The 26,964-nt window shown below is 43.2% G+C and carries 20 protein-coding genes; 9 read left to right on the top strand and 11 right to left on the bottom strand.

The features are described from left to right. The first annotated feature begins 4 nt into the window (after positions 1-4). Entirely contained in the window at positions 5-3,205 is a 3,201-nt protein-coding gene (locus tag DIU38_RS13385; RefSeq protein ID WP_112655231.1) for an efflux RND transporter permease subunit, read from the top strand. A 68-nt stretch (positions 3,206-3,273) separates the two neighbouring features. Further along, positions 3,274-4,686, top strand: coding sequence for an efflux transporter outer membrane subunit (locus DIU38_RS13380; protein WP_112655229.1), 1,413 nt, complete (start codon positions 3,274-3,276; stop codon positions 4,684-4,686). Positions 4,687-4,775: 89 nt separating this feature from the next. Here the strand turns inward: DIU38_RS13380 and DIU38_RS13375 are convergent, their stop codons facing one another. Beyond that, positions 4,776-5,567 carry a hypothetical protein gene (locus DIU38_RS13375; RefSeq protein ID WP_149354094.1) on the bottom strand — a complete coding sequence of 264 codons (792 nt, stop codon included), beginning with the start codon at positions 5,565-5,567 and terminating at the stop codon, positions 4,776-4,778. 1,084 nt (positions 5,568-6,651) lie between these two features. Here DIU38_RS13375 and DIU38_RS13370 point away from each other — a divergent pair. Then, a complete protein-coding gene (locus DIU38_RS13370; protein ID WP_091168086.1) occupies positions 6,652-8,442 on the top strand; it encodes a beta-N-acetylhexosaminidase in 1,791 nt (596 codons plus the stop codon). A gap of 42 nt (positions 8,443-8,484) precedes the next feature. Here the strand turns inward: DIU38_RS13370 and DIU38_RS13365 are convergent, their stop codons facing one another. Continuing rightward, complete coding sequence (locus DIU38_RS13365; RefSeq protein ID WP_112655225.1) at positions 8,485-8,826, bottom strand: hypothetical protein; 342 nt, start codon at positions 8,824-8,826, stop codon at positions 8,485-8,487. A gap of 334 nt (positions 8,827-9,160) precedes the next feature. Here DIU38_RS13365 and DIU38_RS13360 point away from each other — a divergent pair, with 334 nt between their 5' ends. Beyond that, positions 9,161-10,936, top strand: a complete 1,776-nt coding sequence (locus DIU38_RS13360; RefSeq protein ID WP_112655223.1) for a glycoside hydrolase family 9 protein — start codon at positions 9,161-9,163, stop codon at positions 10,934-10,936. A 99-nt stretch (positions 10,937-11,035) separates the two neighbouring features. Beyond that, on the top strand, positions 11,036-11,821 hold the full coding sequence (locus DIU38_RS13355) for an alpha/beta fold hydrolase (protein WP_243770751.1): 786 nt from the start codon (positions 11,036-11,038) through the stop codon (positions 11,819-11,821). On the opposite strand, the gene DIU38_RS13350 is transcribed toward DIU38_RS13355, so the two are convergent. The 4 genes from DIU38_RS13350 to DIU38_RS13335 form a co-directional block, all read right to left on the bottom strand. Beyond that, positions 11,818-12,855 carry an Atu2307/SP_0267 family LLM class monooxygenase gene (locus DIU38_RS13350; RefSeq protein WP_112655219.1) on the bottom strand — a complete coding sequence of 346 codons (1,038 nt, stop codon included), beginning with the start codon at positions 12,853-12,855 and terminating at the stop codon, positions 11,818-11,820. The two genes, DIU38_RS13355 and DIU38_RS13350, sit on opposite strands and share 4 nt — an antisense overlap. Positions 12,856-12,858: 3 nt before the next feature. After that, positions 12,859-15,186, bottom strand: a complete 2,328-nt coding sequence (locus tag DIU38_RS13345; RefSeq protein ID WP_167516165.1) for a family 20 glycosylhydrolase — start codon at positions 15,184-15,186, stop codon at positions 12,859-12,861. 87 nt (positions 15,187-15,273) lie between these two features. Then, positions 15,274-17,184 (bottom strand): AAA domain-containing protein, encoded by a 1,911-nt coding sequence (locus tag DIU38_RS13340; RefSeq protein WP_112655217.1) that lies wholly within the window; start codon positions 17,182-17,184, stop codon positions 15,274-15,276. Positions 17,185-17,276: 92 nt separating this feature from the next. Beyond that, entirely contained in the window at positions 17,277-17,921 is a 645-nt protein-coding gene (locus DIU38_RS13335; protein WP_112655215.1) for a response regulator, read from the bottom strand. A gap of 447 nt (positions 17,922-18,368) precedes the next feature. Here DIU38_RS13335 and DIU38_RS13330 point away from each other — a divergent pair, with 447 nt between their 5' ends. After that, the gene (locus DIU38_RS13330) at positions 18,369-18,902 is read left to right on the top strand and encodes a DUF4142 domain-containing protein (RefSeq protein WP_112655213.1); all 534 of its coding nucleotides are present in this window, start codon (positions 18,369-18,371) and stop codon (positions 18,900-18,902) included. Here the strand turns inward: DIU38_RS13330 and DIU38_RS13325 are convergent. Then, the gene (locus DIU38_RS13325) at positions 18,894-20,096 is read right to left on the bottom strand and encodes a DUF763 domain-containing protein (protein WP_112655211.1); all 1,203 of its coding nucleotides are present in this window, start codon (positions 20,094-20,096) and stop codon (positions 18,894-18,896) included. The two genes, DIU38_RS13330 and DIU38_RS13325, sit on opposite strands and share 9 nt — an antisense overlap. A gap of 165 nt (positions 20,097-20,261) precedes the next feature. Beyond that, positions 20,262-22,172: an AMP-dependent synthetase/ligase gene (locus tag DIU38_RS13320; protein WP_112655209.1), complete on the bottom strand. Its 1,911-nt coding sequence runs from the start codon at positions 22,170-22,172 to the stop codon at positions 20,262-20,264. A gap of 146 nt (positions 22,173-22,318) precedes the next feature. Here DIU38_RS13320 and DIU38_RS13315 point away from each other — a divergent pair, with 146 nt between their 5' ends. Together DIU38_RS13315 and DIU38_RS13310 are read left to right on the top strand one after the other, a co-directional pair. Beyond that, complete coding sequence (locus DIU38_RS13315; protein WP_112655207.1) at positions 22,319-22,915, top strand: short chain dehydrogenase; 597 nt, start codon at positions 22,319-22,321, stop codon at positions 22,913-22,915. 265 nt (positions 22,916-23,180) lie between these two features. Beyond that, positions 23,181-24,011 (top strand): nuclear transport factor 2 family protein, encoded by an 831-nt coding sequence (locus DIU38_RS13310; protein WP_112655205.1) that lies wholly within the window; start codon positions 23,181-23,183, stop codon positions 24,009-24,011. A 117-nt stretch (positions 24,012-24,128) separates the two neighbouring features. Here DIU38_RS13310 and DIU38_RS13305 read toward each other — a convergent pair whose 3' ends face one another. From DIU38_RS13305 to DIU38_RS13295, 3 genes are all read right to left on the bottom strand, one after another. After that, on the bottom strand, positions 24,129-24,455 hold the full coding sequence (locus DIU38_RS13305) for a HesB/IscA family protein (RefSeq protein ID WP_090526181.1): 327 nt from the start codon (positions 24,453-24,455) through the stop codon (positions 24,129-24,131). 126 nt (positions 24,456-24,581) lie between these two features. Further along, a complete protein-coding gene (gene iscU, locus DIU38_RS13300) occupies positions 24,582-24,995 on the bottom strand; it encodes a Fe-S cluster assembly scaffold IscU (protein ID WP_076378185.1) in 414 nt (137 codons plus the stop codon). 110 nt (positions 24,996-25,105) lie between these two features. After that, entirely contained in the window at positions 25,106-26,317 is a 1,212-nt protein-coding gene (locus DIU38_RS13295; protein ID WP_112655203.1) for an IscS subfamily cysteine desulfurase, read from the bottom strand. 110 nt (positions 26,318-26,427) lie between these two features. On the opposite strand from DIU38_RS13295, the gene mce reads away from it, so the two are divergent. Then, positions 26,428-26,832 carry a methylmalonyl-CoA epimerase gene (gene mce / locus DIU38_RS13290; protein WP_112655201.1) on the top strand — a complete coding sequence of 135 codons (405 nt, stop codon included), beginning with the start codon at positions 26,428-26,430 and terminating at the stop codon, positions 26,830-26,832. Positions 26,833-26,964 lie beyond the last annotated feature (132 nt).

The following is a 26,964-nucleotide window of genomic DNA, read 5'->3' as shown; positions in this document are numbered from 1 at the left end:
TGTCATGTTTCAAAAATTTATAGAAAGACCGGTACTCTCAACTGTTATCTCCATATTGTTGGTGATAGTGGGTGTGCTTGGTTTAACAAAACTGCCCTTAGAGCGGTTTCCTAATATTGCCCCTCCGTCAGTATTGGTATCGGCTGTGTACCCGGGCGCCAATGCCGAAACTATTTTACGTTCCGTTACTCCTTCGTTAGAAGAAGCGATTAACGGGGTGGAAAATATGACCTATATGACCTCTACCGCAAGTAACGACGGTACATTGGGCATAACCGTTTACTTTAAACAGGGTACTAACCCCGACCAGGCAGCGGTGAACGTTCAAAACCGTGTTTCACAGGCTTCAAGCCAGTTACCAGCCGAGGTTTTGCAATACGGTATTACAACTACCAAACAGCAAAACAGCTTTATCGGTGCTATGGCCATCTACTCTGAGGATCCTAAAAAATACGATCAAACCTTTGTGGCCAACTATGCGCAGATCAATATCGTTCCGGAAATTAAACGTATTCCGGGTGTAGGTTCTGCCAGTATCTTTGGTGGTATTAAGGATTATTCAATGCGTGTTTGGTTAAATCCTACCCAAATGGCAGCTTACAATGTTACACCGGCCGAAGTAACCGCCGCTATACAGGACAAAAACCTTGAAGCAGCACCAGGTAAATTTGGCGAGCGCAGCAACGAAGCGTTTGAGTACGTAATTAAATATAAAGGTAAACTTACCAAACCAGAAGAATATCAGAACATCGCCATCCGTGCTAATGCAGATGGTTCTGTATTGCGTTTAAAAGACGTAGCACGTGTTGAACTGGGTGCTTATTCATACAATAGTGTTAGTAACCTGAACGGCCACGATGGTATTATCATCGGTATTATCCAATTGTCAGGTTCAAACGCCAACGAAATCCAGATCGCTATCGACAACCTGATGGTGAAATTGTCTAAAGATTTCCCTGTCGGGATTAAATACAACCAGTTCTATCGTACTAAAACCGACCTTGATGAGTCAATCAACCAGGTTGAGCATACATTAGTTGAGGCCTTCATCCTTGTATTTATTGTAGTATTTATATTCCTGCAGGATTTCAGATCAACATTGATCCCGGCTATAGCGGTTCCGGTTGCTATTATCGGTACGTTCTTCTTCATGAACCTGTTTGGGTTCTCGGTTAACTTGTTGACACTGTTTGCGTTGGTGTTGGCCATCGGTATTGTGGTGGATGATGCCATTGTGGTAGTGGAGGCGGTACATGCCAAAATGGAGCATGACCCCAGTCTAACCCCGAAGGCTGCAACCACCGAAGCGATGCACGAAATTACAGGTGCCATTATATCCATTACGCTGGTTATGGCGGCGGTGTTTTTACCGGTGAGCTTCATGACGGGCTCAACAGGTATCTTCTATCGCCAGTTTGCGTTAACCATGGCTATATCTATCATTATATCGGCTGTTAACGCTTTAACCTTAAGTCCTGCTTTGGCTGCGCTATTCTTAAAGAATAAACATAGCGAAAACGGTCATGATGCACCTAAGAAAAGCTTTGTAGAGAAATTTTACGCGGGCTTTAATGGTGGCTTCAATTATATGACCAACAGGTATGTTGGCGGCTTGAAAGTTTTGATCCGTAATAAATGGATCAGTATGGCCGGCCTTGCCTTAGTAGTTGTTGCTACAGTTTACATGGTAAACAAAACCAAAACAGGCTTTATTCCTACCGAAGACCAGGGCTTTGTGGCGATAGCAGTAAATACACCATCAGGTACTTCATTAGCAGGAACTAATAAAACCTTTAAACTGGCTGAGGATCAGTTGAAAACATTGCCATCTGCGCGATTTGTTACCGCCTTGTCGGGCTTTAACTTCTTAACACAATCCAGCAGCCCGTCAGCAGGTGTTATCTTCCTGTTGTTAAAGCCTACTGAAGAAAGGGGAGAAGTTAAAAATATTGATGCTATCCAGAATATTGTTAGGGGCAAATTAGCAGGCATACCAGGTGGTACGTTCTTCGTGTTCAGTTTTCCAACCGTTCCTGGTTTCAGCAACGTGGAAGCGCTTGACGTAATGTTGCAGGATAAAACCAACGGCAGGCTGGATAAATTTAGCGGTGTTGCCAATAACTTTATCATGAAACTGATGCAAAAGCCGGCTGTTGCTTTCGCCTTTACCTCATACAAAGCTGATTATCCTCAGTTACAATTAGAGGTTGATGACGAAAAAGCCAACCAGTTGGGTGTAAGCGTTAAAGACATTCTGTCAACCATGCAGGCTTACTTCGGTACCGCACAGGCATCAGACTTTAACCGCTTTGGTAAATACTACCGCGTGGTTGTTCAGGCTGATATTGCCGACAGGACAGATCCATCAGCAATTGACCGTGTATTTGTTAAAAACAAATCGGGCGAAAATGTGCCGATCAATACCCTGGTTAAATTAACCCGTGTGTATGGTTCAGAAACTGCTTCACGTTATAACCTCTTCAACTCTATCGAAATTAATGCTATCCCTAAACCGGGCTACAGCTCTGGTGATGCCATCAAAGCGATTGAGGAAACAGCTAAGGAGCAATTGCCGCAAGGTTTTGCATATGAGTTTACCGGCCAAACCCGCGAGGAGATTGCTTCAAGTGGTCAGTCGACTGTGATCTTCCTGTTATGTTTGGTGTTTGTATACTTCCTGCTGTCTGCGCAGTATGAAAGTTATATCCTGCCATTGGCGGTAATACTTTCAATACCTACAGGTTTATTCGGGGTGTTCATTGTGTTAGGCTTAACCGGTATCGAAAACAACATCTATGTACAGGTTGCGCTGATCATGCTCATCGGCTTGCTGGCCAAGAACGCGATTCTGATCGTAGAGTTCGCGGTACAGCGGCGAAGGGCAGGGCATGGGCTGGTTCAATCGGCTATTGAAGCTGCTCAGCTCCGTATCCGTCCAATCATCATGACCTCAATGGCATTCGTATTCGGTTTGTTCCCGATGAGTATCGCAACCGGGCCATCTGCACAGGGTAACCACTCTATTAGTATCGGTGCAGCAGGCGGGATGGTTTCAGGCGTATTGTTAGGTTTATTTATCATACCTGTACTATACGTGATATTCCAGGGCTTGCAGGAACGCATTAGCGGTAAACCTAAACCGCTTGCCGCTGCCGGCGACCATGGTAAGGATGCTGTAGTTCTTGAAAACGAATATTCAGCTTAATCAATCAAAACATCAACTAAAACTATCACGGCCTTTAAAATCCGTGATAGTTTAAAAAAGATATAACAATGAAAAATATAATAGGCAGTTTGGCTTTAGCACTGGTGGTGCTTGCCGGCTGTAAAGTTTCAAAAGATGTTGCTACGCCAAAGGACGCGCAACCTGAAGCCTTCAGGAACGCGGTTACCACCAGCGATACCAGCAGCATTGCCGACTTGCAATGGAAAAACTTTTTTACCGATGCTGCTCTTCAAAAGCTGATTGACAGTGCTATCGTTAAAAATTACGATATGCAGGTGGCCGTAAAAAATATCGAGGCTGCACAATTGCAGTTTAAACAAGTTAAGTGGAATTATGTTCCTACTCTTGGCTTAAACGTTACTGCAAGTACCAACCGCCCGTCTGATAACAGTGTTACCGGTTTAAGTATCAAACAATACAATATTGGTACTAAACATGTCGAAGATTATAATGCTAACCTGGCGCTGTCATGGGAAGCTGATATCTGGGGTAAAATCCGCAGTCAAAACCGTGAAGCTTTGGCCCTGTACCTGCAAACTAATGAAGCTAAAAGGGCTATCCAAACCAACATCGTATCAAGTGTATCACAAGGTTACTATAACTTGCTGATGCTTGACGAGCAACTGGAAATAGCTAAGAAAAACGTAAAACTGAATGACAGTACATTGCGCATCATCAAATTGCAGTACGATGCCGGCCAGGTGACACTTTTAGGTGTTCAGCAGGCACAGGCCCAGTTAGAAGCTGCCGCGCAATTGGTTCCTCAGTTTGAACGCGATATCAATGTTCAGGAGAATGGCTTAAGCATATTGGCAGGTAGGTTACCTGATGCTATTGAACGTAGCGCTAAACTTAATGATATTACTTTCCCCGAAACACTTTCGGCAGGTGTTCCATCAGCAATGGTGAGCCGCAGGCCTGATGTACGCAGTTCGGAGTTGGCTTTAAATATAGCTAACGCGAGGGTTGGTATCGCTAAAGCCCAGCTTTACCCTTCATTAACTATAACCGGTCAGGGTGGTTTAAACTCATTTAAATCAAGCAACTGGTTTAATATTCCGGCTTCATTGTTTGGTACAGTAGCAGGTGGTATAGCGCAACCGTTGTTACAACATAAACAACTGCGCACCCAATATGAAGTTGCCAAAGTTGACCGCGAAAAAACAGTGATCCAATTCCGTCAGTCTGTATTAAATGCAGTAGGAGAGGTATCTGACGCTTTGGTAAGGCTCCAAAAGCTTAAAGAGCAACAAACTATCGCAGCTAACCGCGTTAAAACATTGCAACAAGCTACAAACAATGCGAGCATGTTGTTTAAAAACGGGCTTGCTACCTATCTTGAGGTAATTACTGCGCAAGGTAATGTATTGCAAGGTGAGCTTGAATTAGCATCTATTAAAATGGCTCAACTTAGTGCCAACGCTGAGCTTTACCGCTCATTAGGCGGCGGCTGGAAATAAGCGTTATCCACCCCGTGAAAATGAAAAACGGCTGATCAGAGATCCTGATCGGCCGTTTTCCATGTTAGGGATATGCCTTTCCCTGCGTTTTATTGCACCGGCTTTTTTTTAGCTGATGTTATATATTCATTTATAATCAGCAATAAAACAGGCAGCAGCAAACCTGTCAGTAAAGCAAAAAAATATACTAATAATGATTTGGAGAGCATTGATTCCCTCGTGTGCCACGTTTCATTTATAATGAGCCTTGGCGCGGGGTCTTGCCCGCCTGAGCCATGTAACAGCCTGTTATACTGTTGTTGCTTATTTTCAATTAAAGCTTTTATTTGGGCGATAGAATCATTCAATTGCAGCGATAAAAATGATGCTATTGATTTTGAATCTTTTGGGTGATCGACATCTTCTGGTTGTACACTATCTTGAGGTTGCTCAACATCTTTTGGTTGATCAATGTACTTAAGTTGGCGGACATCTTTAACTTGATGAGCATTTCTGATTTTCTGTTCTTTTACCGTTATGCTGTTAACAAGTGCTTCTTTTATTGAATTAAGTTCGAGTTTGAAAGCGTAAACGCTTGCATCAGCATTGTCCGAATCCTGCATTACCCGCTGTTTATTGAGTTGCGCTTTATTAAAATCTTGTATGAGTGCTTCGATACGGTAATCGCTAACCTGATGATTATCCGGTATGATAACAAAAGCGTCATTAGGTTTCAAGGCATATGCTTTTACTGCAGTAAGTGCATTTAAGCCGGCTCTTTCTTTTTCAGTCAGTGCCGTTTTCGCCGTCACCAGTACCGGAACAGCTCTCCGCTTCGGCATTTGTCTGGGTTTTTTGATGTTGTTCAGTATGGCTTGCTGTTCATGATATTTATCGGCCATTGCTTTATAGTATGTTATACTATCGTTTAATTTAAGAAGTAACGTGGCATCAATAACCGCCGGTTTAGCGGGTGAACTTGGTTTGGCATATTGGGCATTAATAATTTCTACAAGTTTATTCAAAAAATCATGCCCCTTTTGAGCATTATCCGCGTTTATGCTCAATTCAAAAGTGTTACTACTCAAAACTTTTGCAGTTAAACTTTTACTAAAATGTTCGGTTAAGTTGGCTGGGGGAGTGAGCTTCACTATCAGCGGTAGTTGTATTGGTTTAAAGGCAGGCCCTTTTATTATGGTATAGCGTAAAGATCCGTATTTAACCGGGTGGTATAAAGGCGCATCTATGAGTACATTATCCTGATCAATCCTGCAAACGCTGCCATTAATTAAATTGATGGTGATCTCAACAGGAGTAGTATAGAAGTTGCTCTTTCCAGGTATAAGCTTAATGGGTAATGAATCCCCGTAAATCTCTTTTGTTGTAAAAGTTCCCTTATGATAATAACTTACCTGGAGCCCCAATGCATTGACCGCTTTTTTTATCGTGGTTTCAGAGCGCAACTCGTTAATTGCTGTCGTTAATAGTTCCCAATCATCGGAAGCATCCAACTCTACGCTCACTTTGTATTTAGGGATGAAAAAAGTAAATAAACTGAAGCTGCTAAAACAACAATTACTACCGAAGCAATCACGAAATATCTGTTGCGGAATAACAGGCCAGAAATATTCCTTACCGCTCCATTGATGCGAGCCTGGTTCATAGGATGCAATACTTGTGCTGATGTAAATTGCTGTAATTTAGTAATTTGCAATTTATTCAGAACGCTCGTTTTGCGATTGTTCTTCGCGCTGTGGTAATTTTAGTAACGCTTTACATGTTGTTATAGCTAACTCCACAATCGTATCTCAAAAATTGTGAAGCAATTTATACAACTCCCGGAACGCATTAACAGGTGATTTCATGACCTCACGGATAAAAACCTGCCCGGTTGCAGCAGTTAAACACTTTGTTACAAACAAATTATCGGGTTTTTCAAAGAAAATTCATATCATAGCAGCCCCAAACTATTTGAGTTGTTTTTAAATGAAATTTAAGATCGTACTTGTATTTATTTTGTTTTCCGGATACGTACGGGCGCAAAATGTCAATATAATCCCGCAGCCCAAGTCTGTTGTTAATGGTACAGGGCAGTTTACATTTAGTAATCACAGTACCGTTGGTGTGAATGATGCTTCGTTGTTGCCAATAGCCCGTTACTTCCAAAAACAGGTAAGCCAGTCGGCAGGTTTTACGCTTGCCGTTGATAATAAAGATGCAGGCAGTGTTATTCATTTGTTGTTAACCAATGGCGATCCCGCCGCGGGGGCATATTCCTTAAAAATTGTTGCCAATGAAATTACCATTTCTTCGTCAAACCGTGATGGGGTGTTTTATGGGATGATTTCCTTGCTGCAAATGATCAAAGATCAGCCCCGGGGCGAAACCATCAGCTTAGCGTCTTTAACCATTACCGATACGCCGCGCTATCAATGGCGGGGGCTAATGCTCGACGAATCCCGCCACTTCTTCGGGATGGAAAAAGTTAAGCAAATCCTTGACTGGATGGCTTACTATAAGCTGAATAAATTTCACTGGCATTTAACCGATGCCCAGGGCTGGCGTTTGGAGATAAAAAAATATCCTAAGCTGACACTGATTGGCGGAATCGGTAATTACAGTGATTCAATAGCCGATCCTCAATATTATACCCAAACCCAGATCAAAGAGATCATTGCTTATGCCGCGGAAAGGTTTATAACCGTGATCCCCGAAATTGATATGCCCGGCCATGCTACCGCAGCCAACAAAGCGTATCCGCAGTTTAGCGGCGGCAGTGTTGAAGGCTATCCTAATTTTACTTTTAATCCTGCAATCGATAGTACCTACCAGTTTCTTGGTAACATCATTAAGGAAACCAGCACGCTTTTCCCTTCTAAAATGATCCATTTGGGAGGCGATGAAGTGGCTTTGGGTGTTAAGGCCTGGTCGCTTAACCCTTCAATAGCCGGGTTTATGCAGAAGAATAATTTTGCCGATGTAGGCGAGCTGGAGCGTTATTTCTTTAAGCGCGTAGCCGACACTGCCATAAACGCAGGTAATAAAGTATTGGCCTGGGATGAAGCTACCGGAACAAACCTGCCGGCTGATAAAACTATTATCTTTTGGTGGAGGCAAAATTTACCGGGCCAGCTGCATTTAGCCGTTCAAAAAGGGTACCAGGTAGTGCTTTGTCCGCGCCTGCCTATGTATTTTGATTTTGTGCAGGATGCTGACCATATCTCGGGCCGCAGGTGGAAAGGTGTGTATAATACTGTGGGCAGTGTTTATGGTTTCCCTGAAAGGCAGATGCAGAATAACGAAGACCTGCAATCAAAACAGATCATTGGTGTACAGGCCAATATCTGGACTGAAATGATCGGCTCTGAAAAGCGCCTTGATTTTATGCTATTTCCGCGTATAGCCGGTTTGGCCGAAGCCGGCTGGACTGCTCCTGAACTCAAAGATGAAGAAGCGTTCAATAACCGTTTAAAAGCAAGTATCAAGATCTACGATGCCGCTAACATCTATTATTTTAATCCTTTTGATAAGTTTTTCCATGATGAGGCTATTGACTTTGGTCCGAAGATCAGGAAAATGGAGAGACCGGCAGATCAGAATATAGAAGATGAAGGTTACCGCCCAAGGAGAAGACATGGAAAGTCTTCAAAAAGAACCTCTCATTCGTCAAAACATTCTTCTTCATCAAAGCATTCTTCCTCTAAGAAGTCATCATCTTCAAAAAAATCTTCTTCTTCAGGTAAAAGCAAAAAATCATCTCATAAAAAAAGGAAATAACCTCTAATAGGTTATTTCCCTTTTGAAATTACTTCCGGATGTTTATCTGTATGAAGATAAGTGTGTAGTTTTAATATTAAGGACAAACGATTTGCCAACGCTTATCTTTACATTTTTATCCTTTAAAATCGCTTTAACAGCTTCATCGGCTTTAAGGAGTTCATACAAATCGCGCGCCACTGCCGATCCGCTGATGTTGTTGGTGACCTTGCCGTTTTCGATATTGATATTAAAGGTATAACCGGATTTTCCCCTGCTGCCGGCCGCTTCAAAATCAGTTATATTTAACTTAAACTGCTGCTCGTCCTGCAGACTTCTTTTCAAGTGCAGGCGTATTACAGGCATGTACTTTTGCCACGTGCTTAAATAATTTCTTTCGTCCATAATAGTGTTTGTAAAAGCGAAAGCCCTCGTAAAGTATTTATACAAGGGCTTCGGTTATCGGGTTAAAGAGATTGTTACACCTCCCGGCATTAATAGTTCTCAATAAATCAGCTTAATGTAACGGCCAATTTTTATAAGTTTCAAAGTTACCTAAATAAAACGGGTAAACAGGCAGCATGTTATAGTTTGTTTTAATACCCCAATTAAATTATAAAGAGTTGTTGGATAAATTGTAGTGGTAAATTAGGGGGATGGTTGCCGCTTTTTAGGCCAGGGTTACTAACTGTAGGTTTATAAATACTGTAAATTGCATTGACCATTAAACTGCATTTACATGAATTCATTTGTCCGCCAAATTATCCTGTCAGCCTTTTTTTCGCTGTTTTGCTGTCTGTGCAAAGCGGATCCTATTTTTTACATGAACCAGGTAGGGTATGATGCCCGGGGAGCAAAAACTGTTGTTGTGCGTTGCGATACCAAACTTGAGCCGGGTATACTTTTCGCGTTACAAAACTCAAATGGTAATGCTGTGTATATCGCTCCGTTAAATGGTCCGTTAAAGGTTGAGGAATGGGACAAGGACGGATATTTTTACCAGGCCGATTTTTCAGAATTTACAGCGGAGGGGAAATACAGGGTTTACATTGGTGCCAAAGATTTTCGTTCTCAATCTGATTGGTTTCAGATTAGGGAAAACGCGTTGGCAGTAACTACCATCCCATCGGTATTGAGCTATTATAATAAGCAGCGGGCTAACACACCAACGGAGCTGCAGGCCGACGCAGCCGTTCAGCTTTATGGCGGCGATAAAACAGTTGATATGCATGGCGGCTGGTGTGATGCGTCGGGCGATGTAAGCAAATACTTTTCGCATTTGGCTTATGCTAATTTTATGTCGCCCCAGCAAATACCGTTGGTAACGTGGTCAATGATCAATACGGTGCAAACTGCGCCAGGTTTGTTAAATAAACAGGGGATTTATGATGGCATGATGAATGAAGCATTTTGGGGGGCCGACTACATGATGCGCGCCCTGTCAAAAGACGATTATTTTTACATGATCGTATTCAGCTATTTTAATAAAGACCCTAAAGCCAGGCGTGTTGTAGGGCTAAAAGCAAACAGCGTTACTACAGATGAGTACCAGGCTGCTTTTCGGGAAGGAGGGGGAATGGCCATTGCATCGTTGGCGCGAATCTCGCAACTGAAAAAAGACGGTGACTTTAAGTCGGCAGAATATCTTGCAGCTGCCAAACGGGCTTTCGCGCACTTGCTGGCAAACAATACCAGATATGATGACGACGGCAAGGAAAATATTATTGATGATTATTGTGCCCTGATGGCTGCTACCGAATTGTGGATTGCTACCGATAGTTCCCTTTATCGTGATGAAGCCCGAAAACGTGCGCTAAGTTTGAACAAGCGAATGAGCCCCGCAGGGTATTTTATTGCTGATGACGGCGACAGGCCTTTCTGGCACGCAGCTGATGCCGGCTTACCCGTTATTGCTTTATGCAGGTACCTGGATAAGGAGCAAGAAGCTGATAAACGTTCCGATGCATTATCAACCATAAAAAAAGCACTGGATTATAACCTGAAGGTAACCGCTAATGTGGATAATCCGTTTGGCTATGCCCGCCAATCTTTTAAGTTTAGAGGTGCGGTAAAAGATGGCTTTTTTATCCCGCATGAAAATGAAACCGGCTGGTGGTGGCAGGGAGAAAATGCCCGCCTGGGTTCGCTGGCTGCTGCGGCATTGGTAGGAGGGCGGTTAGTATATCCCGAAAAAGGTGGCTGGGGCATAAAAAGAGAACTGGCAGAGTATGCATCGCACCAGATAGCCTGGATACTGGGTTGTAACCCTTACCAAATGTGCTTTATGTATCAGTATGGTAAAAACAATGTGCCTTATATGAGTTCAAATTTCGGCCATGGATCGGGCAAGGGCGGGATTTCTAACGGAATTACCGGTAAAAAGGAAAATCCCGACGGCAGCGGTATCGATTTTAAAATAAAAGACAACGGCAACGAATGGCGATGGACAGAACAATGGTTGCCTCATGCCGCGTGGTATTTTCAGGCCGTTACCGCTATGGCTGTGCAGCAATAATTCGGAGCTGTCATTTTTTATACCTCAAATTGTCATATTTACTACCCGGTGCCTTATCTTCATACTGCTAAGTTTGTATTGAAATAAAAACCTATGGATATGGCACAAACAAATATTGCGGGTAACTATGCCGTTGTTAACGGCCTGAAAATGTATTATGAAATTCACGGCGAAGGCTTCCCGCTGGTATTGATTCATGGCGGTGGTTCAGATATCGGCGTTACTTTTGGCAGGGTATTGTCGAGCTTTGCGAAAAATCACCAGGTTATAGGGGTTGATCTGCAGGCGCATGGCCGTACGCCCGATAGAGGTGTACCTACCTCATTTGAACAAGATGCAGATGACGTAGCTGTTTTGCTTAAGCAATTGGACATAAAACAGGCCGATATTATGGGTTTTAGCAACGGAGGTAACACCGCCATGCAGGTAGCCATCAGGCATCCACAATTGGTTCATAAAATAGTGATTGCTTCTTCGTTCTATAAACGCAGTGGTTTTGATGACTGGTTTTGGGATTTTATGAAGAACGCGACCCTTGACAGTATGCCCAAACCTTTGCAGGACGCATTCCTCGCCATAAACAATGATCAGGCCGCATTAGAAGTAATGCACAAGCGTGACCTTCACCGGATGCAGGCTTTCCAGGATTGGAGCGATGACGCAATCCGTTCCATCACTATGCCCGCGTTGGTTATAGCCGGGGATAAGGACGTGATCAGGCCTGAGCATACGCTTGAGCTATTCCGCATGCTTCCCGATGCGCAGCTTTGTATTTTGCCTGCAGGCCACGGCGATTATATAGGTGAGATTGAGGATCGCCGCGGAGATGGAGATTACCCGGCCGTCGCTATTATTGAAGAATTTTTAACCAAGACAAAAGCTTAAGCTTTTGCCTTGGTTTCTTTGCGTACAACAGGGGCAACCCGGGTACCGTAAAGTTCAATTGTTTTTAAAATATCCTTGTGTTTGGTAAAACCGGTTACCAACTGGGCCACGAAACGGGTATTGCCAAAAAGCTCATATTGCTGCATGATTTTGTCAATAGCCTGTTGAGGATCGCCTACCACCAAAGGCCCAAAATCGCGCAGGTACTCAAATTGTTCCCTTGTCATGGGCGACCAACCCCTGTCTTTGCCAACGCGGGTCATGAGGGCTTCGTAGCTTGGATAAAACTCGTCGGCTGCCTGTTGTGAGGTTCCGGCAATATAAAATTGCGAACTGATGGCCAATTGGAGCTTGCTTACATCGTGCCCTGCTTTGGCTGCCGACTCGCGATAAAGTTCGACAAAGGGTACAAAATGTTTTGGCGCGCTACCCAAAATAGCGATGATCATAGGGAGGTTAAGCGCTCCTGCCCGTTTAGCTGAGGCAGGGGTTCCGCCAACGCCAATCCAAACCGGAATTTCCTGTTGCAGCGGACGAGGATATACACCCTGGTTTCGGATTGGTGCCCGGAAATTACCCTGCCACGAAACAATTTCCTGCTTGTTGATCTGCAAAAACATTTCGAGTTTCTCGGTAAATAATGCATCGTAATCATTCAGGTCGAAACCAAAAAGCGGGAAAGATTCAATAAAGGAACCCCGACCGGCTATCATCTCCACGCGACCGCCAGATACCAGATCGGCGGTGGCGAAATTTTGAAATGTACGCACAGGGTCGACTGAACTCAATACGGTAACCGAACTTGACAGCCGGATGTTTTTGGTAATAGCGGCTGCTGCTGATATCAATATTTCGGGTGCCGAGATCACAAAATCGGGCCTATGGTGTTCGCCGAAGGCATATACATCAAGGCCAACCTCATCGGCCAGCTTTACTTCTTCCAATAACTCCTGAACCCGCTTATGGGCGTTTACAGCGTTGCCGCTCGTTCCGTCGGGGTGGATCTCACCAAAGGTGCTAATACCTAATTCCATGTATCAATAATAAAGATCGGCTGCGTTAAGCTCCTTCTTTTCAAAACTTCCGGGTGCGGTAACATATACTTTAAGTGGTGCTGCACGTTGCCTGTACCTGCCGGTTGGGGGAGGCGGTGCGTTGTATATATACTTTACCTTTAATTGATGAAAACCTTTCGCCAGTGGCAGCGCATATTCGGCTTCTGTTAGTTGTACGCCATCAATAAATAATTGACTGGCGGCATAACTTGCAAGGGTAAAGTTATAAGTACCATCGGCCAATATATTCACGTAACCGTCATAAACTACACCAAAATTCGGGTTGTCTTTTTTCAAAAGCTCGGCATCCAGTTTATTGGTTGCTGATGAATCCTGTGCGGTAACGTAATTAAGCTGATCGGGCGAAGTGAACATGTTTTTTGCCCATTTATATTTAAGCCCTGGCATATTGACTGTGTAATTTACAGCAGGCATCAGTGTTTTATTATACATTAAAGTGCGTGTGGCTATGCTGCGGCGACCTGAAGGCGTAATTACCCTTGTCCTCAATTCCCGTTTTTCGTTTTGCGGAATGGAGAACGTGATGGGCCCGTCGTACTGCAGATCAGTATCCAGGGGATCGCGTCCGTTCAATGTATAATAGATCCTGGCGCTGGGCACCACTGATTTTAGCATGTAAACAAAATGAGGGCCTATAACCATGGTATCAATAGTAGTTAACGCGGTTGGCACACGGTAATTATAGTTCATGGCATCAAGCCTTGCAAAGTGTTTGGCAAGCCTTACTTCAGAAAAATTGGTATAGTCCTTGTTCTCCGGCTTACTCCAGGCTACTTCTGAAAGGGCGAATACCCTTGGCAAGATCTGGTATTGAAGCTTCGCTACTGTAGGCACATACTCCGTCCAAAGGTTGCCCTGGGTGCCTATTACATATTTCTGTTCGTCGGGAGTCAATTGCTTTGAAACAGGATCATAATTGTAAGTTTCCTCTAAGGTGGCGTAACGGCCAAATGAAACCGACTCCTGCGGCGAACTGCTTTGATAATGATCAAAGTAATTACCGGTGGTTTGCGGTGTCATGATCACATTATGTTTTTGATGGGCAGCGTTAATGCCGCCTTCCTCGCCCTGCCAGCTCATTACAGTGGCGTTAGGGGCGAGGCCGCCTTCTAATATCTCATCCCAGCCTATAATGCTGCGGCCTTTGGAATTGATGAATTTTTCTATTCTTTGGATAAAATAGCTTTGCAGTTCTTTTTCATCTTTCAGGCCTTTTTCCTTCATCAAAGCCTGGCAAAATGCCGATTGTTTCCATGGTTCCTTGCCGGCTTCGTCGCCACCAATGTGGATGTATTTGCTTGGGAATAGCGCCATAACTTCGGTAAGTACATCCTGTAAAAAGGTAAAAGTTTGCTCGGTAGGGCAGTATAGATTGTTAATATCGCGCGGGGCTTTCTGGCCAGCAACGGTATCGCATTTAAACTCGGGATAGGCACGTAAGGCAGCTTCTGAATGTGCAGGCATTTCAATTTCCGGGATGACATTGATATACCTGTCTGCAGCGAATTTTACCACGTCCCTGATCTGTTCCTGCGTATAGAATCCGCCGTAGCTAAGCGAATCGGGCCAGTCGCGGTTGCTGCCAAACATGGTTTGCTGACGGAATGCACCCACCTGCGTAAGTTTAGGATATTTTTTGATTTCGATACGCCATCCCTGGCCATCAACCAAATGCCAGTGAAAGGTATTGAGTTTGTAAGAAGCGATAAGTTCGATCACCTTTTTTACCTGCGGAATGGTGAAGAAATGACGCGATACATCCAGCATCATTCCCCGGTATCCAAAGCGGGGCGAATCTTCAATTATCGTGCAAGGTAATTTGTAAACGGCAGCGTTTTCAACCGGAAAAAGTTGCAACAAGGTTTGGATACCGTAAAACAGGCCTGCATCCTTACCAACTATGATGATATTACGTGGTGTGATAGTTAGTTTATAACCTTCCACGGGCAATTTATTGGCTCCCTTTGCTGTTAATATTAGCCCCCTGCTTTTTGCGGCTTTAAGCTTTGAATTGTATTTAGCTACTTTAATATTCAGGTGCCGGGTATCCTGCAGATAGCTTTTTAGCCATAAAACAGCTTTATCTTTCGGATTATCAGCCTTGATTGCTATAAGCTGGCTAAATGTAAACGTGCCGCTATTTTTGGTAATGGAAGCAGGGGCAGGGATAATGCCCAGATGCGGATCATCGGTAGTGACCTGGGCCGATACTTTGTTTGTTTGCCCTAAAAAGATAAAAAAGCTTGCGAGCGTGATGAGTTTTGTTAAATAGTGTGCTTTAAAATTCATACAGGCGTGGATAATAATGAAAGGATAAATTTAACCATTATCCTATGCTGGAATGGGGCTAAGGCTTATGTAACAAACAATTGACGTTTAATCGTAGCCTGCGTAATCCCATGCGCTTTGATAGCCGTTTAGCTGTTCCGCATAACTGATCATATCTCCATAAAAAGGAGCATACGCAAGCGTTGAACTATCGCCGATCATTACCAGTTTTTTGCGGGCGCGGGTCATGGCCACGTTCATGCGGCGGATATCGTTCAGGAAGCCTATCTCTCCGTTGGTATTGCTGCGTGTGAGGCTGACGTAAACCACGTCGCGTTCCTGCCCCTGGAAACTATCAATCGTGTTCACGGCAATTTTATCAGCATAAATCAGCAACTCCGGTGAATCCAGTAACAATTGGTTTAAAATCCTGATCTGCTCCTTGTATGGGGAAATAACTGCTATCGTTGGGAAGTTTTCTGTTGAATAAGATCCCGTGAGTTCGCTAACCAGCTTATGCAGGTGTTTGAACAGAAATGCGGCCTCTTCGGGATTTACGGTGCTGGTGCCTTCCTGTTTCTCGTCGTAACCACAGCCTGCGGTATCAACGAAGCTTAGGGGCAAATCGCTCGGAAATAACAGCTGGTGGGCAACGGTGGGGTGTGCCTTTAACCTGTTGCCATAAAACTCTTTTGATGAAAAACCCATGATTGCTTCATTCATACGATACTGTTCTTCGAGCAATATCACCGCTCCGGGGTGGAGGGTAACACATTTTTCGAGCAGGGTAGTGCTAAGGCCATCCTTACCTGCCTGTTGCGATTTGATGGTAGGAGGGAGCTGCAAATGGTCACCGGCAAAGATCACTTTTTGCGCCTTCGATATCGGGATCCAACAGGCGGGTTCAAGCGCCTGACCGGCTTCGTCAATAACTACCGTATGGAATTTTAAATTGCGGATGGTATAATGGTTGGCGCCTACAAGGGTTGCTGTAATTATCTGAGCTTTAGCAAGCAGGTCCTCGGTAATAAATTGTTCGGTTTTATCAACTTCTTTAATAAGCTGGTGCGCTGCTTCAAAAAGCGCCTTGCGCTGGTCGCGTTCGGCTTTGCCAAAATTACGCTTGTATTTGTGCGCCATATTCTTATACTCTGAAGCCTGCTTTTTAAGTTTTTTAATCTCCTTCATATCGCTATGGGCACTTATCCTGTTATCTAAGGTTAAGGCCATCAGCCTTTCGGATACTCTTGCCGGATTACCTATACGCAGTACATTCAGATCTTCATTGCTCAGCTTTTCGCTTAGCAAATCAACCGCTGTATTACTTGGCGCTACAACAAGGATCTGTTGTTTGTTTTGCCTGATAAGTGCCTTGATAGCCTGTACAAGCGTAGTTGTTTTACCAGTGCCCGGAGGGCCGTGAACTATGGCGAGCTCCTGTGCTTCAATTATTTTTTGAACAGCCTGCTGTTGTGAAGCGTTTAAACCATTAAGTGGGTAATGAATTGTTTCGGGGATAAAAGCAGGCACACTTTGGCCGGTTAACACCCGGGTGAGGTGGCCTTCTTTATGATCATCAATAAGCTTGGCAGATAGTTTGAGCGCCTTCTGCATCTCGTCATAGCTATTATCATCAAACAGCAGGTCGATGCCAAGCTTGCCGCTCCTGGTCCAGTCGGGCAGCTCGTCGGTATTCAAAGTTAATTTTAGCCGGTTGCCGCCCTGGTATGATACTGTGCCGTTTACACGATCGGTTTTAGGATCATGGTTGGAGAACAATGCTGCCGAAGCGCCGAACCTGAACTGGTGACTAAGGTCCTGGTGCGAAGGCCGTTCCACCTCAACAGTAAGGTAATCGCCGCGGCCTATTTCGGTGCCTTTTATGGATATGGGGTACCATGTAAGCCCTGCTGTCCGGCGTTCGGCAGTTGAAGATGTTTCAGTTAGTTTGAGGTAAGCCTGGCGGTCTTCGTTCTGCTCAGTTTGTAATAAACTGAGCAGTTTTTTAAAATAGTCCATTTGCAAAGGTAAAGCTTAGCCCTGGCTTTTATGTAATTACACAAACACAAAAGGGAACTTGAATGTTCCCTTTTCATATCCTGATTAACAATTTATTGTTGCCAATTAGGTGCCTGTTTTGCTTCAATAACAATAGTGTTCCTTGAAAGCTCTTCATTTATCTTACCCAAAAAATGCCTTGTTAATGGTTTTGAAATAAAGCTTTTAACAAAGGGGTATGCTTTAGCTCGTTTCTGATCGGCAGGATCAACGGAGTTTGAAATAATGTAAACCGAAACAGGTTTTACTAATGAACTGTAAATGTTATTGAATAATTTTAAAAATTCCCGCCCATCCATTCCCGGCATATCGAGGTCAAGAAAAATAATGTTGGGTATTTCTGCACGTTTATTATGGTTGTTATATAATGCTTGGTAAACAGGTTCCGGATCCATATAAAAGCTTGCATTTAACCAATTATCTTTCAATATGATTTTAACCGTTTCATGAAAAATTATGTCATCATCAATGATAGCAACCGAACGGTGCTGATCGTCTTTAATAAGATTGAGTATATCTTTTTTGATTTCGATAAGTAACGGGGACAAAAGTTCGGTGCCGCATTCAATACAATTCAACGTACGTGATAACGCAACCTCAAGCGGTACTTGTATCGATAAGCAGGTGGCATCGTTATATATGGAGTTAGCGCAATCTTTATTGAAGCAATAACAAGTGATTTTTTCGGAGCTGGCCATAGTGTAAAGGTTTTTGTTTAGTTATTCATTTTAAATTGCCTCAACATTGATGCCCCTTGTTGGTTTGTAGTTAAATATTTACAAAGTAGCTTCTGTTTCGTCAGGATTGTTAAGGGCTGTAAAATTCAATTTCCTAATGCTGAGTTGGTTACAATTATGAACTAAAATAGTTGCACTTTAACATTTTTATAACTTCAGCTGTTAAGCGAATTAATTTAAATATAAAAAAGATTAACTATAAATACAAGTGTGTTTTTTTAAAACCCATGTGTATGTTTAAACTGACAATCCGTTTCTTTTTGAGGCGGCCATTGGCAGTAAAATATTAACTTTTAATACCTATGAACAAGCTGTTTTAAACGATGATTAGATGCTGAGTTTAGGTGGAATAAGGATAAAAAACCACAGCGACTTTTTTTTGTTATATTGAAACACTAAACTATTAACATGAGCCGATTAACCAGCTTTTTATTATTCCTGTTTGCTTTAGTGATAGCGCAATCATGTCAAAGTAACCGGCATGCCAATAATTATAACAAGGCCCTGGTTGACGACAACTGTTTATTGTTTATTAAAAACGGGGAAGAATCAACCCTCGCCTCTGTGAAAGCATCTGGTTTGGCAATCGCCAATTCAAAAAATCAACGCGTGATTCAATTTGCCAAGCTCATGATTGTTGACCATACCATGCTGGCAGATGATTTCAAAAAATTAAGGACCGATAATTTTATTGCCGATTCGGTTGTTATTAGCCCTATGCATCAGCAAATTATTAATGATTTGGATACAAAACGTGCCGGCGCGTTTGACAGGGCTTATATCCAATTGGTTATAAACGATCATACTGAACAAATAGCTTTATACAAAACAGCAGGAAAAGACCGGAGAAATACAAGCCTTGCCGATTTTGCAAATAAAATGTTACCTGGTTTACAGGCTCATTTAGATTCTGCAAAACTGATTGGCAGTACATTAAAATAACTTTAATTGCTGCTCAACAGGTGGTTTGGCTTTGCCAAAAACGGTACGGCCCCCATATTTCCACGAGTCGTTACGTTCCTTTTCAATAACTTTATCAAAGTTGGCATTGGGCGTGAAATCTTTTTCAGCCCTTTCGGCTATTTGGGAAAGGCGTTTGATAGCTTCATTTTTATCGCTGTTGCCCATTTTTGCCTTTTGAATAGCCGTTTGCAGGGTGCTTAAGGTTTCGTCATAAACTTTGGTAGGCACCGGGAATGGGGCGCCATCTTTACCACCATGAGCAAAGGAAAACCTCGCCGGGTCTTTAAACCGGGATGGTGTGCCATGGATCACTTCACTTACCAGGGCCAGCGACTGTAAGGTGCGGGGCCCTAAGCCTTGCAGCAATAGCAGATCTTCAAAATCTTTGGGTTGTTTTTCATGAGCCAGCCAAAGTACGGCACCAAGGCGTTTCAGGTCGACATCTTTGGCATGTACTTCATGATGGCTGGGCATCACCAGTTTACTGATCTCGTTGATCATGATGCCCGGGTTTTCAGCGGCAATCTGCATAACACCATTGCGCGAACCATCCGCTTCCTTATCTGTCATGTTCAGGATATAGCCGCTGTTCTTACCATAGATAAAAGTATGCGGGTCGTTAACAAATGAGCTTAACTGTTCGGAATGCCAGTGGTATCTGCGGGCCGTACGGCTTACATCGCTCATGCCTTGCTGCACCACGGCCCATTTGCCGGTATCGCTTAAAATAAAATTATGCGTGTAAAGCTGGAAGCCATCCTGCATGGCAGTATTATCAACTTTGGCGCTCAGCTTGCTGCATTTCACCAGGTAATTTGCATCAAGCCCGGTGGTTTGGCTAACCTTAACCAGTTCGGCAGGTGTTTGAGTAGAGTGTTTACCTTTACCGCCACAGATATAAATGCCCAATTCGCGACTATGCGGGTTAATGGACTTTTTTAAAGCTCCCATTACAGAAGTGGTTATGCCCGAGGAATGCCAGTCCATCCCCATAACAGCGCCCAAACTCTGAAACCAAAAAGGATCGCTTAGCCGGCGAAGCACTTCATCCTTACCATAGTCCATTACAATGGTTTCCACCACAGCAAGGCCAAGTTTAGCCATGCGCTCGGCAAGCCATTGCGGTACATAGCCATAATGTAAAGGTAAGTCAGCACTGCCGGATCGCTTCATGCTAACAAATTTAGTAAAAAATATCAGAACCCTGATGTGCTTGATTTTAGGATTTCTTGATAGTTTACTATTTTATTGAAATAAAGCATGATTAATTCGATAAAGGAATCTCCCGAATGCATAACATATCAAGAAATCCCTAAATCCTAAAAATCATGGTTCCGCTTAATCTTCCTCCGTTTCGCCGGCATACAGCTCATCAATATCAGCTGCATATTTCTTTTCGATGACTTTGCGTTTGGCTTTCATGGTAGGGGTGATCTCGCCCTCATCCATGCTGAAAGGATTGCGTTTTATCTTAAATGATTTGATGCGCTCAAACTTAGCCAGTTCATTGCTGTGTTTCCGGATGTCGGCGCCTATCCAGTCAACTATTTCTTTATCGTCAATGAATACTTCAGGGCGTTCGAAGAAATCATCCTGGATGTTAAAAGTTTCCTGCAGAGTCTCGCGTGCCGGCACAATGATGGCGGCAATGTATTCGCGTTTATCGCCCACTAAAAATACCTGTTCAATTTTGGGGCTTTTGAGGTAGGTATTTTCTACCGGAGTAGGGTAGATATTTTTACCGTAAGCGTTCACCAGCATATTTTTGAGACGATCAGTAATTTGAAGATTGCCGCGGAAAAACCTGCCGATATCGCCGGTATGGAACCAGCCGTGCGAATCAATAACGGTGGCGGTTTCTTCGGGCTTGTTCCAGTAGCCTTTCATTACGCAATGCCCGCGAACAATGATCTCGCCTTCTTCGGTAAGGGTATCTTCTTTAAAGTTATCGTGTGTTTGTATGCTGTAAATATGTTTGGTATCCACATTTTGGATAGCCACTTCAATACCGGGAATAATACGGCCAACGGTGCCATAAATTACCCGGTGGCGTTCTGTAACCGCCATTACAGGTGATGTTTCGGTTAAGCCAAAACCTTCTAAAATTACAATGCCCAGGTCGCCAAAAAATTCACCAATGTTTTTAGGCAGTGCTCCGCCTCCTGATACCATGAATTTCAGCCGTCCGCCGGTTTTTTCCTTGATCTTGCTGAATACCAGTTTCTCAGCAATGCCGTGTTGTGCTTTTAGAATAACATTTGGCGATTTACCGGATTCCTGAACCAGGCGCACTTTTTTACCGATTTCAAATGCCCAAAGGAAGATTTTGGTTTTGAGGCCGCCTGCCGATGTGCCACTTTTGATGGCTTTGTCATGAATACGTTCCAGTAGCCGCGGCACGCAGCAAAGTATAGTAGGCTTAACTTCGGCCATGTTTTTGGCCAATAGCTCCAAACTTTGGGCAAAGGCTATTTGCGAGCCACGGTAAATGGCTATGTGATAAATGGTGCGTTCAAATACGTGCGATAGGGGCAGGAACGACAGAAATCTATCAGTTTTTTCAACAAACGGAATCTGGATAAGGCTATTGATAGCGTTTTGCGTGAGGTTATGGTGGGTTAGTACCACGCCTTTAGGTACCCCTGTTGTCCCCGAAGTATAAATGAGGCATGAAGTATCAGTTGTTAAGATAGCTTCACGTGCGGCATTAATAGCGTGGCGGTATTGCTCAAGCAATTTGCTGCCTTCGGCAATCACCTGGTCAAAACCAATTACGCCGGCGTTTAAGCTTACCTTATCGCTGAATTTTTCAAAATCATCAAATGCCGGGATCAGGCGGATCAGCTCCGGACAGTTGTTTGCCACTTTTAAAACTTTCCTGAACAGGAAAGGGTTGCCGCAAATGATAGTACGAGCCCCCGAATCATTTAGGATATATTCTATCTCGTTTTCGGTAAGGGTGGGGTATATAGAGGTGTTAACGGCACCAATCTGTTGCAGGGCCTGATCATAATAAACGTAATTGGGCCCGTTTTCAATGATGAGCGAGAGCCTGTCGCCCTTCCTGATACCGATGTGCAGGAACCAGGCCGAAATCGCGTCTATTTTTTCTAAGGCCTCACCGTAGCTGATCTCCACCCAGGTATCTTTAACTTTATGGAGCAGGAAAGTATGATCTAAAGGATGGATTTTGGCAACGGTATTGCGAATGAAACTTGGAACAGTTGAAAGCTCGGTATTTTTACTCATTTATATAATGGGATATTGGAACAAATCTAAATCTATTTTTATAAAAACAAGCATTGATACAGGTATTTGACAGACGGGGTGTGTTTTACTTTGTGATGATACGCATTTAAGCAAACAGTTATTAACTTGTACAAAAAACATATACTATGAAGATAATTATCATTGGTGCTTCGGGCACTATTGGCAAAAAAGTTACCGAAGCATTGCAAGGCAAAAACGAAATTATTACTGCAGGCTCAAAAAGTGGTGATTTTCAATTGGATATTACTTCGCCCGAATCGATTGAAAGATTTTATGAAAAGGTTGGCCCGTTTGATGCGTTGGTGAGTACTACCGGATCGGGGCATTTCGGCCCACTGGCGAGTACAACCCCTGCCGATTTCAAAAAAGGAATTGAAAGCAAGCTACTTGGGCAGGTAAATCTTGTACTGATAGGCCAGCATCATATTAATCCTAAGGGCTCATTTACGCTTACCTCAGGTATCCTATCGGAAGATCCGGTTGTAAACGGCGTAAATTTGGGTACCATTAACGGTGGGCTAAATTCCTTTGTAATAAGTGCGGCCATTGAATTGCAAAATGGTGTGCGGATCAACGCCGTAAGTCCGGGTGTTGTTGAAGATTCGCCAAGCTATTTTGAATACTTCCCCGGCCACGAGCCTGTTGCCATGGATAAGGTAGCTAACGCTTACGTTAAAAGCGTGCTTGGCGCCATTACAGGGCAGGTGATCAAGGTTTTTTGATTGGCCTCGATGTCATTGTGAGCGTAACGTGGCAATCGCATACTATACAGAGCGGCAAAGCTTCTGTGCGATTGCTACGCTGCGCAATGACATTCTTTTATAATCTTCAAACTTTCACTATCTTCACTGCATAATTACTATCTCCACATATAAAACAAGGGTTGCCTAAGGGCCCGGCCTGTTGATACAGGTTTGGTGACACGCTGCATTCGCGGCAGTGTTTTGTATTGTTTCAAAATTTCCAATCAATTTTATTTAACCGGTAATGAAAATTACTCAAGTATTTACTTTGGGCATATGCTGCATTTTAATATGCGCTGCCCGTGATGCAAAGTCTGATACCTGTATGGATACCATAACCAATAAACAAAAAGTATTGTCCTTTTATAAACAAATGGTAGGGCAACGTAAAACAGAGCTGATCCCCGAATTTATAGTTGAAAACTATAAGCAGCACAACCCAACCGTTAAACAGGGGAGGGCAGGCATAACCGAAATGATCAATTACCTGAAAACTTTACCGCCACCACCGCAGGATGCAAAGTCGCCAATTGTAAGAGCGATACAGGATGGCGACTTAGTAGCAACTCACCTTGATATTTCATTTTTGGGGAGGCGTATGGCTGTTATCGACCTGTTTAAGTTAGAGGACGGTATGTTAACAGAGCACTGGGATGCTATCCAGCCTTTGCCCGATGAAAGCGGGAAAACAGTCACTGCTACTAATGGCACAACTGAAATTGATCATAATGCTTCCACAGAAAATAGCAGGTCTATTGTTGATCAGTTTTATAAATCGGTTGTAAATAAACAATCTGATAATCTGTTTATTGATACCGCTTACGTTGAGCATGCTGCTTCTGTAATCGCGTCAGGTGTGGGATTGGCAGGCTATCTTTCGGAGCCTGATCGATCTGTTAAAATTCATAGGCTCATTGCTGAAGGGGATTTCGTGGCAGCCCAATCACAGTTTAACAGGGATGGCAAAACGTTTGTATTTTATGAGATATTCAGGGTGGCTAATGATAAAATTGCAGAACACTGGAGTGTAGAGCAGGTTGTACCTGATGGTGTTATAGCAGAGGATATGTTTTAGTGAGTTCAGCTGAAAGCTGAAGCCATGTTAAACCCCGCGCTTGTGAAAGCCCGCGGCAGATTGTAAAACAAAAAGAGGCGCTCATCGCGCCTCTTTTCAATTATTTTAAGGTTGAATTTATACCGAAAAACTTTCGCCGCAGCCGCATGTACGGCTGGCGTTAGGGTTGTGGAAATTAAAGCCTTTACCGTTAAGACCGTCAGAAAAATCAAGTTCGGTACCGGCAAGGTACAGGAACGATTTCATATCAAGTGCCATGCGGACTCCTTGGTCTTCAAAAAACTGATCGCCTTTTTTTTCCTCGTTATCAAAATCAAGATTGTATGATAAGCCAGAGCAACCACCGCCCTGAACAGATACACGCAGAAAGTACGAGGCATCAAGCCCTGCATCCTGCATCAGGTGTTCTATTTTGCTTTTTGCTTTATCAGTTACAGTTACCATTTTTTTAGATTTGAGATATGAGATTTGAGATATGAGACCAAGTCACACCGCAAATCATCAAAATCAATTATACGTATACAAATCAGATATGAGTCTCAAATCTCACATCTAATATCTCACATCTTCTTAGTGATGTACTTTTTCGCTTTCAATTGGCGCTAAGCCGTTTTTAACGCGGAAATCATTGATCGCTGCTTTGATAGCATCCTCTGCCAAAACTGAACAGTGGATTTTTACCGGTGGAAGGGCAAGTTCTTCAACGATGTCCATGTTGTCGATTTTCATAGCATCATCAATGCTTTTGCCTTTAAGCCACTCAGTAGCTAATGATGAAGAAGCGATTGCTGAACCGCAACCGAAAGTTTTAAATTTTGCATCGGTGATAACATTGTTATCATCAACCTGGATCTGTAGGCGCATTACGTCGCCGCACTCAGGTGCACCAACTAAACCGGTACCTACTTTGTGGCTGCTTTTATCCAAAGTGCCCACATTGCGGGGGTTAGTGTAGTGATCGATTACTTTATCTGAATATGCCATTTTTTTAAAGTTCTTAAGTAGTAAGTTATAAGTTTTGAGTTTCTTAAACTCTTGTATGTCAATTCGCAAATGGTCAATCCGAAACCGAAAATCCCAAATCCGAAATTAAATTAATGTTCTGCCCACTCAATTGAGTTAAGGTCGATACCTTCTTTAAACATTTCCCAAAGTGGTGAAAGGTCGCGCAGGTGGGTAACCGCTTTTTTGGTTACTTCAATTGCGTAATCAACTTCTTCTTCGGTAGTGAAACGACCTAAGCCAAAACGGATAGAAGAGTGCGCTAAATCGTCAGACAGGCCTAAGCTTTTCAGTACGTATGATGGCTCCAATGAAGCAGAGGTACAAGCAGAACCTGATGATACAGCCAAATCTTTCATAGCCATCATCAAACCTTCACCCTCAACATATTTAAATGAAATGTTAGCAACATGTGGTAAGCGGTGTTCAACATTGCCGTTTACATAGCTTTCTTCTAACACGGTTAAAGCCGATTGCAGTTTATCGCGCAAAGCTGAAAGGCGTTTTGCTTCGCTTTCCATTTCCTGGCCGCAAAGTTCGCATGCTTTACCTAAGCCAACAATACCCGGTACGTTAAGGGTGCCTGAACGCATACCGCGTTCGTGACCGCCACCGTCCATTTGGGCTGTAACTTTAACCCTTGGTCCTTTACGGCGTACATATAATGCGCCAACACCTTTAGGGCCATATATTTTGTGTGCTGATAAAGCCAAAAGATCAATACCATCAGCATTAACGTCAACAGGGATCTTACCTACAGCCTGTACAGCATCGGTCATAAATAATGCACCATGTTTGTGGGCTATGGCCGAAATTTCTTTAATTGGCTGAATAACGCCAATTTCGTTATTGCCATACATAATAGATACCAGGATGGTTTCAGGCGTCATTGCAGCTTCTAAAACTGCAAGATCAACCAAACCATCTTCTTTAACTGGCAAATAAGTTACTTTGCCGCCCAGTTTTTCAACGTGTTTGCAGGCATCAAGTACAGCTTTATGCTCTGTAACGGTAGTTATGATGTGGTTACCTTTGTCTTTGTACATTTCAAACACCCCTTTAATAGCAAGGTTATCTGATTCTGTAGCACCAGAGGTAAAGATGATCTCTTTTTCAGATGCGCCTATCAATTTGGCTACCTGTTCGCGTGCGTAATCAACCGCCTCCTCTGCAACCCAGCCAAACGCGTGGTTACGGCTTGCTGCATTACCAAATTTTTCGTTAAAATATGGTAACATAGCCTCCAGTACCCTTGGGTCCATCGGTGTAGTTGCATTGTTATCTAAATAAATTGGGATATTCATAGTCCTTTTGAAATATATTAACAAAACAAAGATACGCAAGTTTTTATTGAAATTCAGCTAAATTCCTTCGCAAATAACCAAAGCTGACCAATAATTTACAATATTTGGACATGAACAAAGTGGAGCACATTGGTATAGCAGTTAACAGTGTTAAATTAGCAGGTGAGATTTACGCTAAACTGTTGAACACACCGGTGTACAAAACCGAAACAGTTGAAAGCGAACATGTGATTACTGCTTTTCTGCAGAGCGGCCCTAATAAGATCGAACTACTCGAAGCGCTTAACGACGATAGCACTATAGCCAAGTTTATAGCGAAAAAAGGCGAGGGGATTCATCATATAGCTTTTGAGGTAGATGATATTGAGGCGGAAATGAAACGGTTAAAAGCTGAAGGCTTTGTTTTATTGAATGATAAGCCTAAACAAGGGGCTGACAATAAACTGGTATGTTTTGTGCACCCCAAAAATGCTAATGGGGTGTTGGTAGAGTTGTGTCAGGAAATGGCTGTCTGAATCAGAATTACAGAATTTGAGAATTTATAGAATTGAAAAGCGTGTTTTACAGATGCTTAAGTTTAATTAGGCATGTTGCGGTTAGTATTATGTTAATCCTAAAATTCTGTAAATTCTGATTCAGATAATATT

Origin of the sequence: Mucilaginibacter metallidurans (assembly GCF_003286435.2) — a bacterium.
In the GTDB taxonomy this organism is placed as follows: domain Bacteria; phylum Bacteroidota; class Bacteroidia; order Sphingobacteriales; family Sphingobacteriaceae; genus Mucilaginibacter; species Mucilaginibacter gossypii.
Note: the sequence above shows the minus strand (reverse complement) of the source record. Positions and strands in the feature narration are given on the sequence as shown.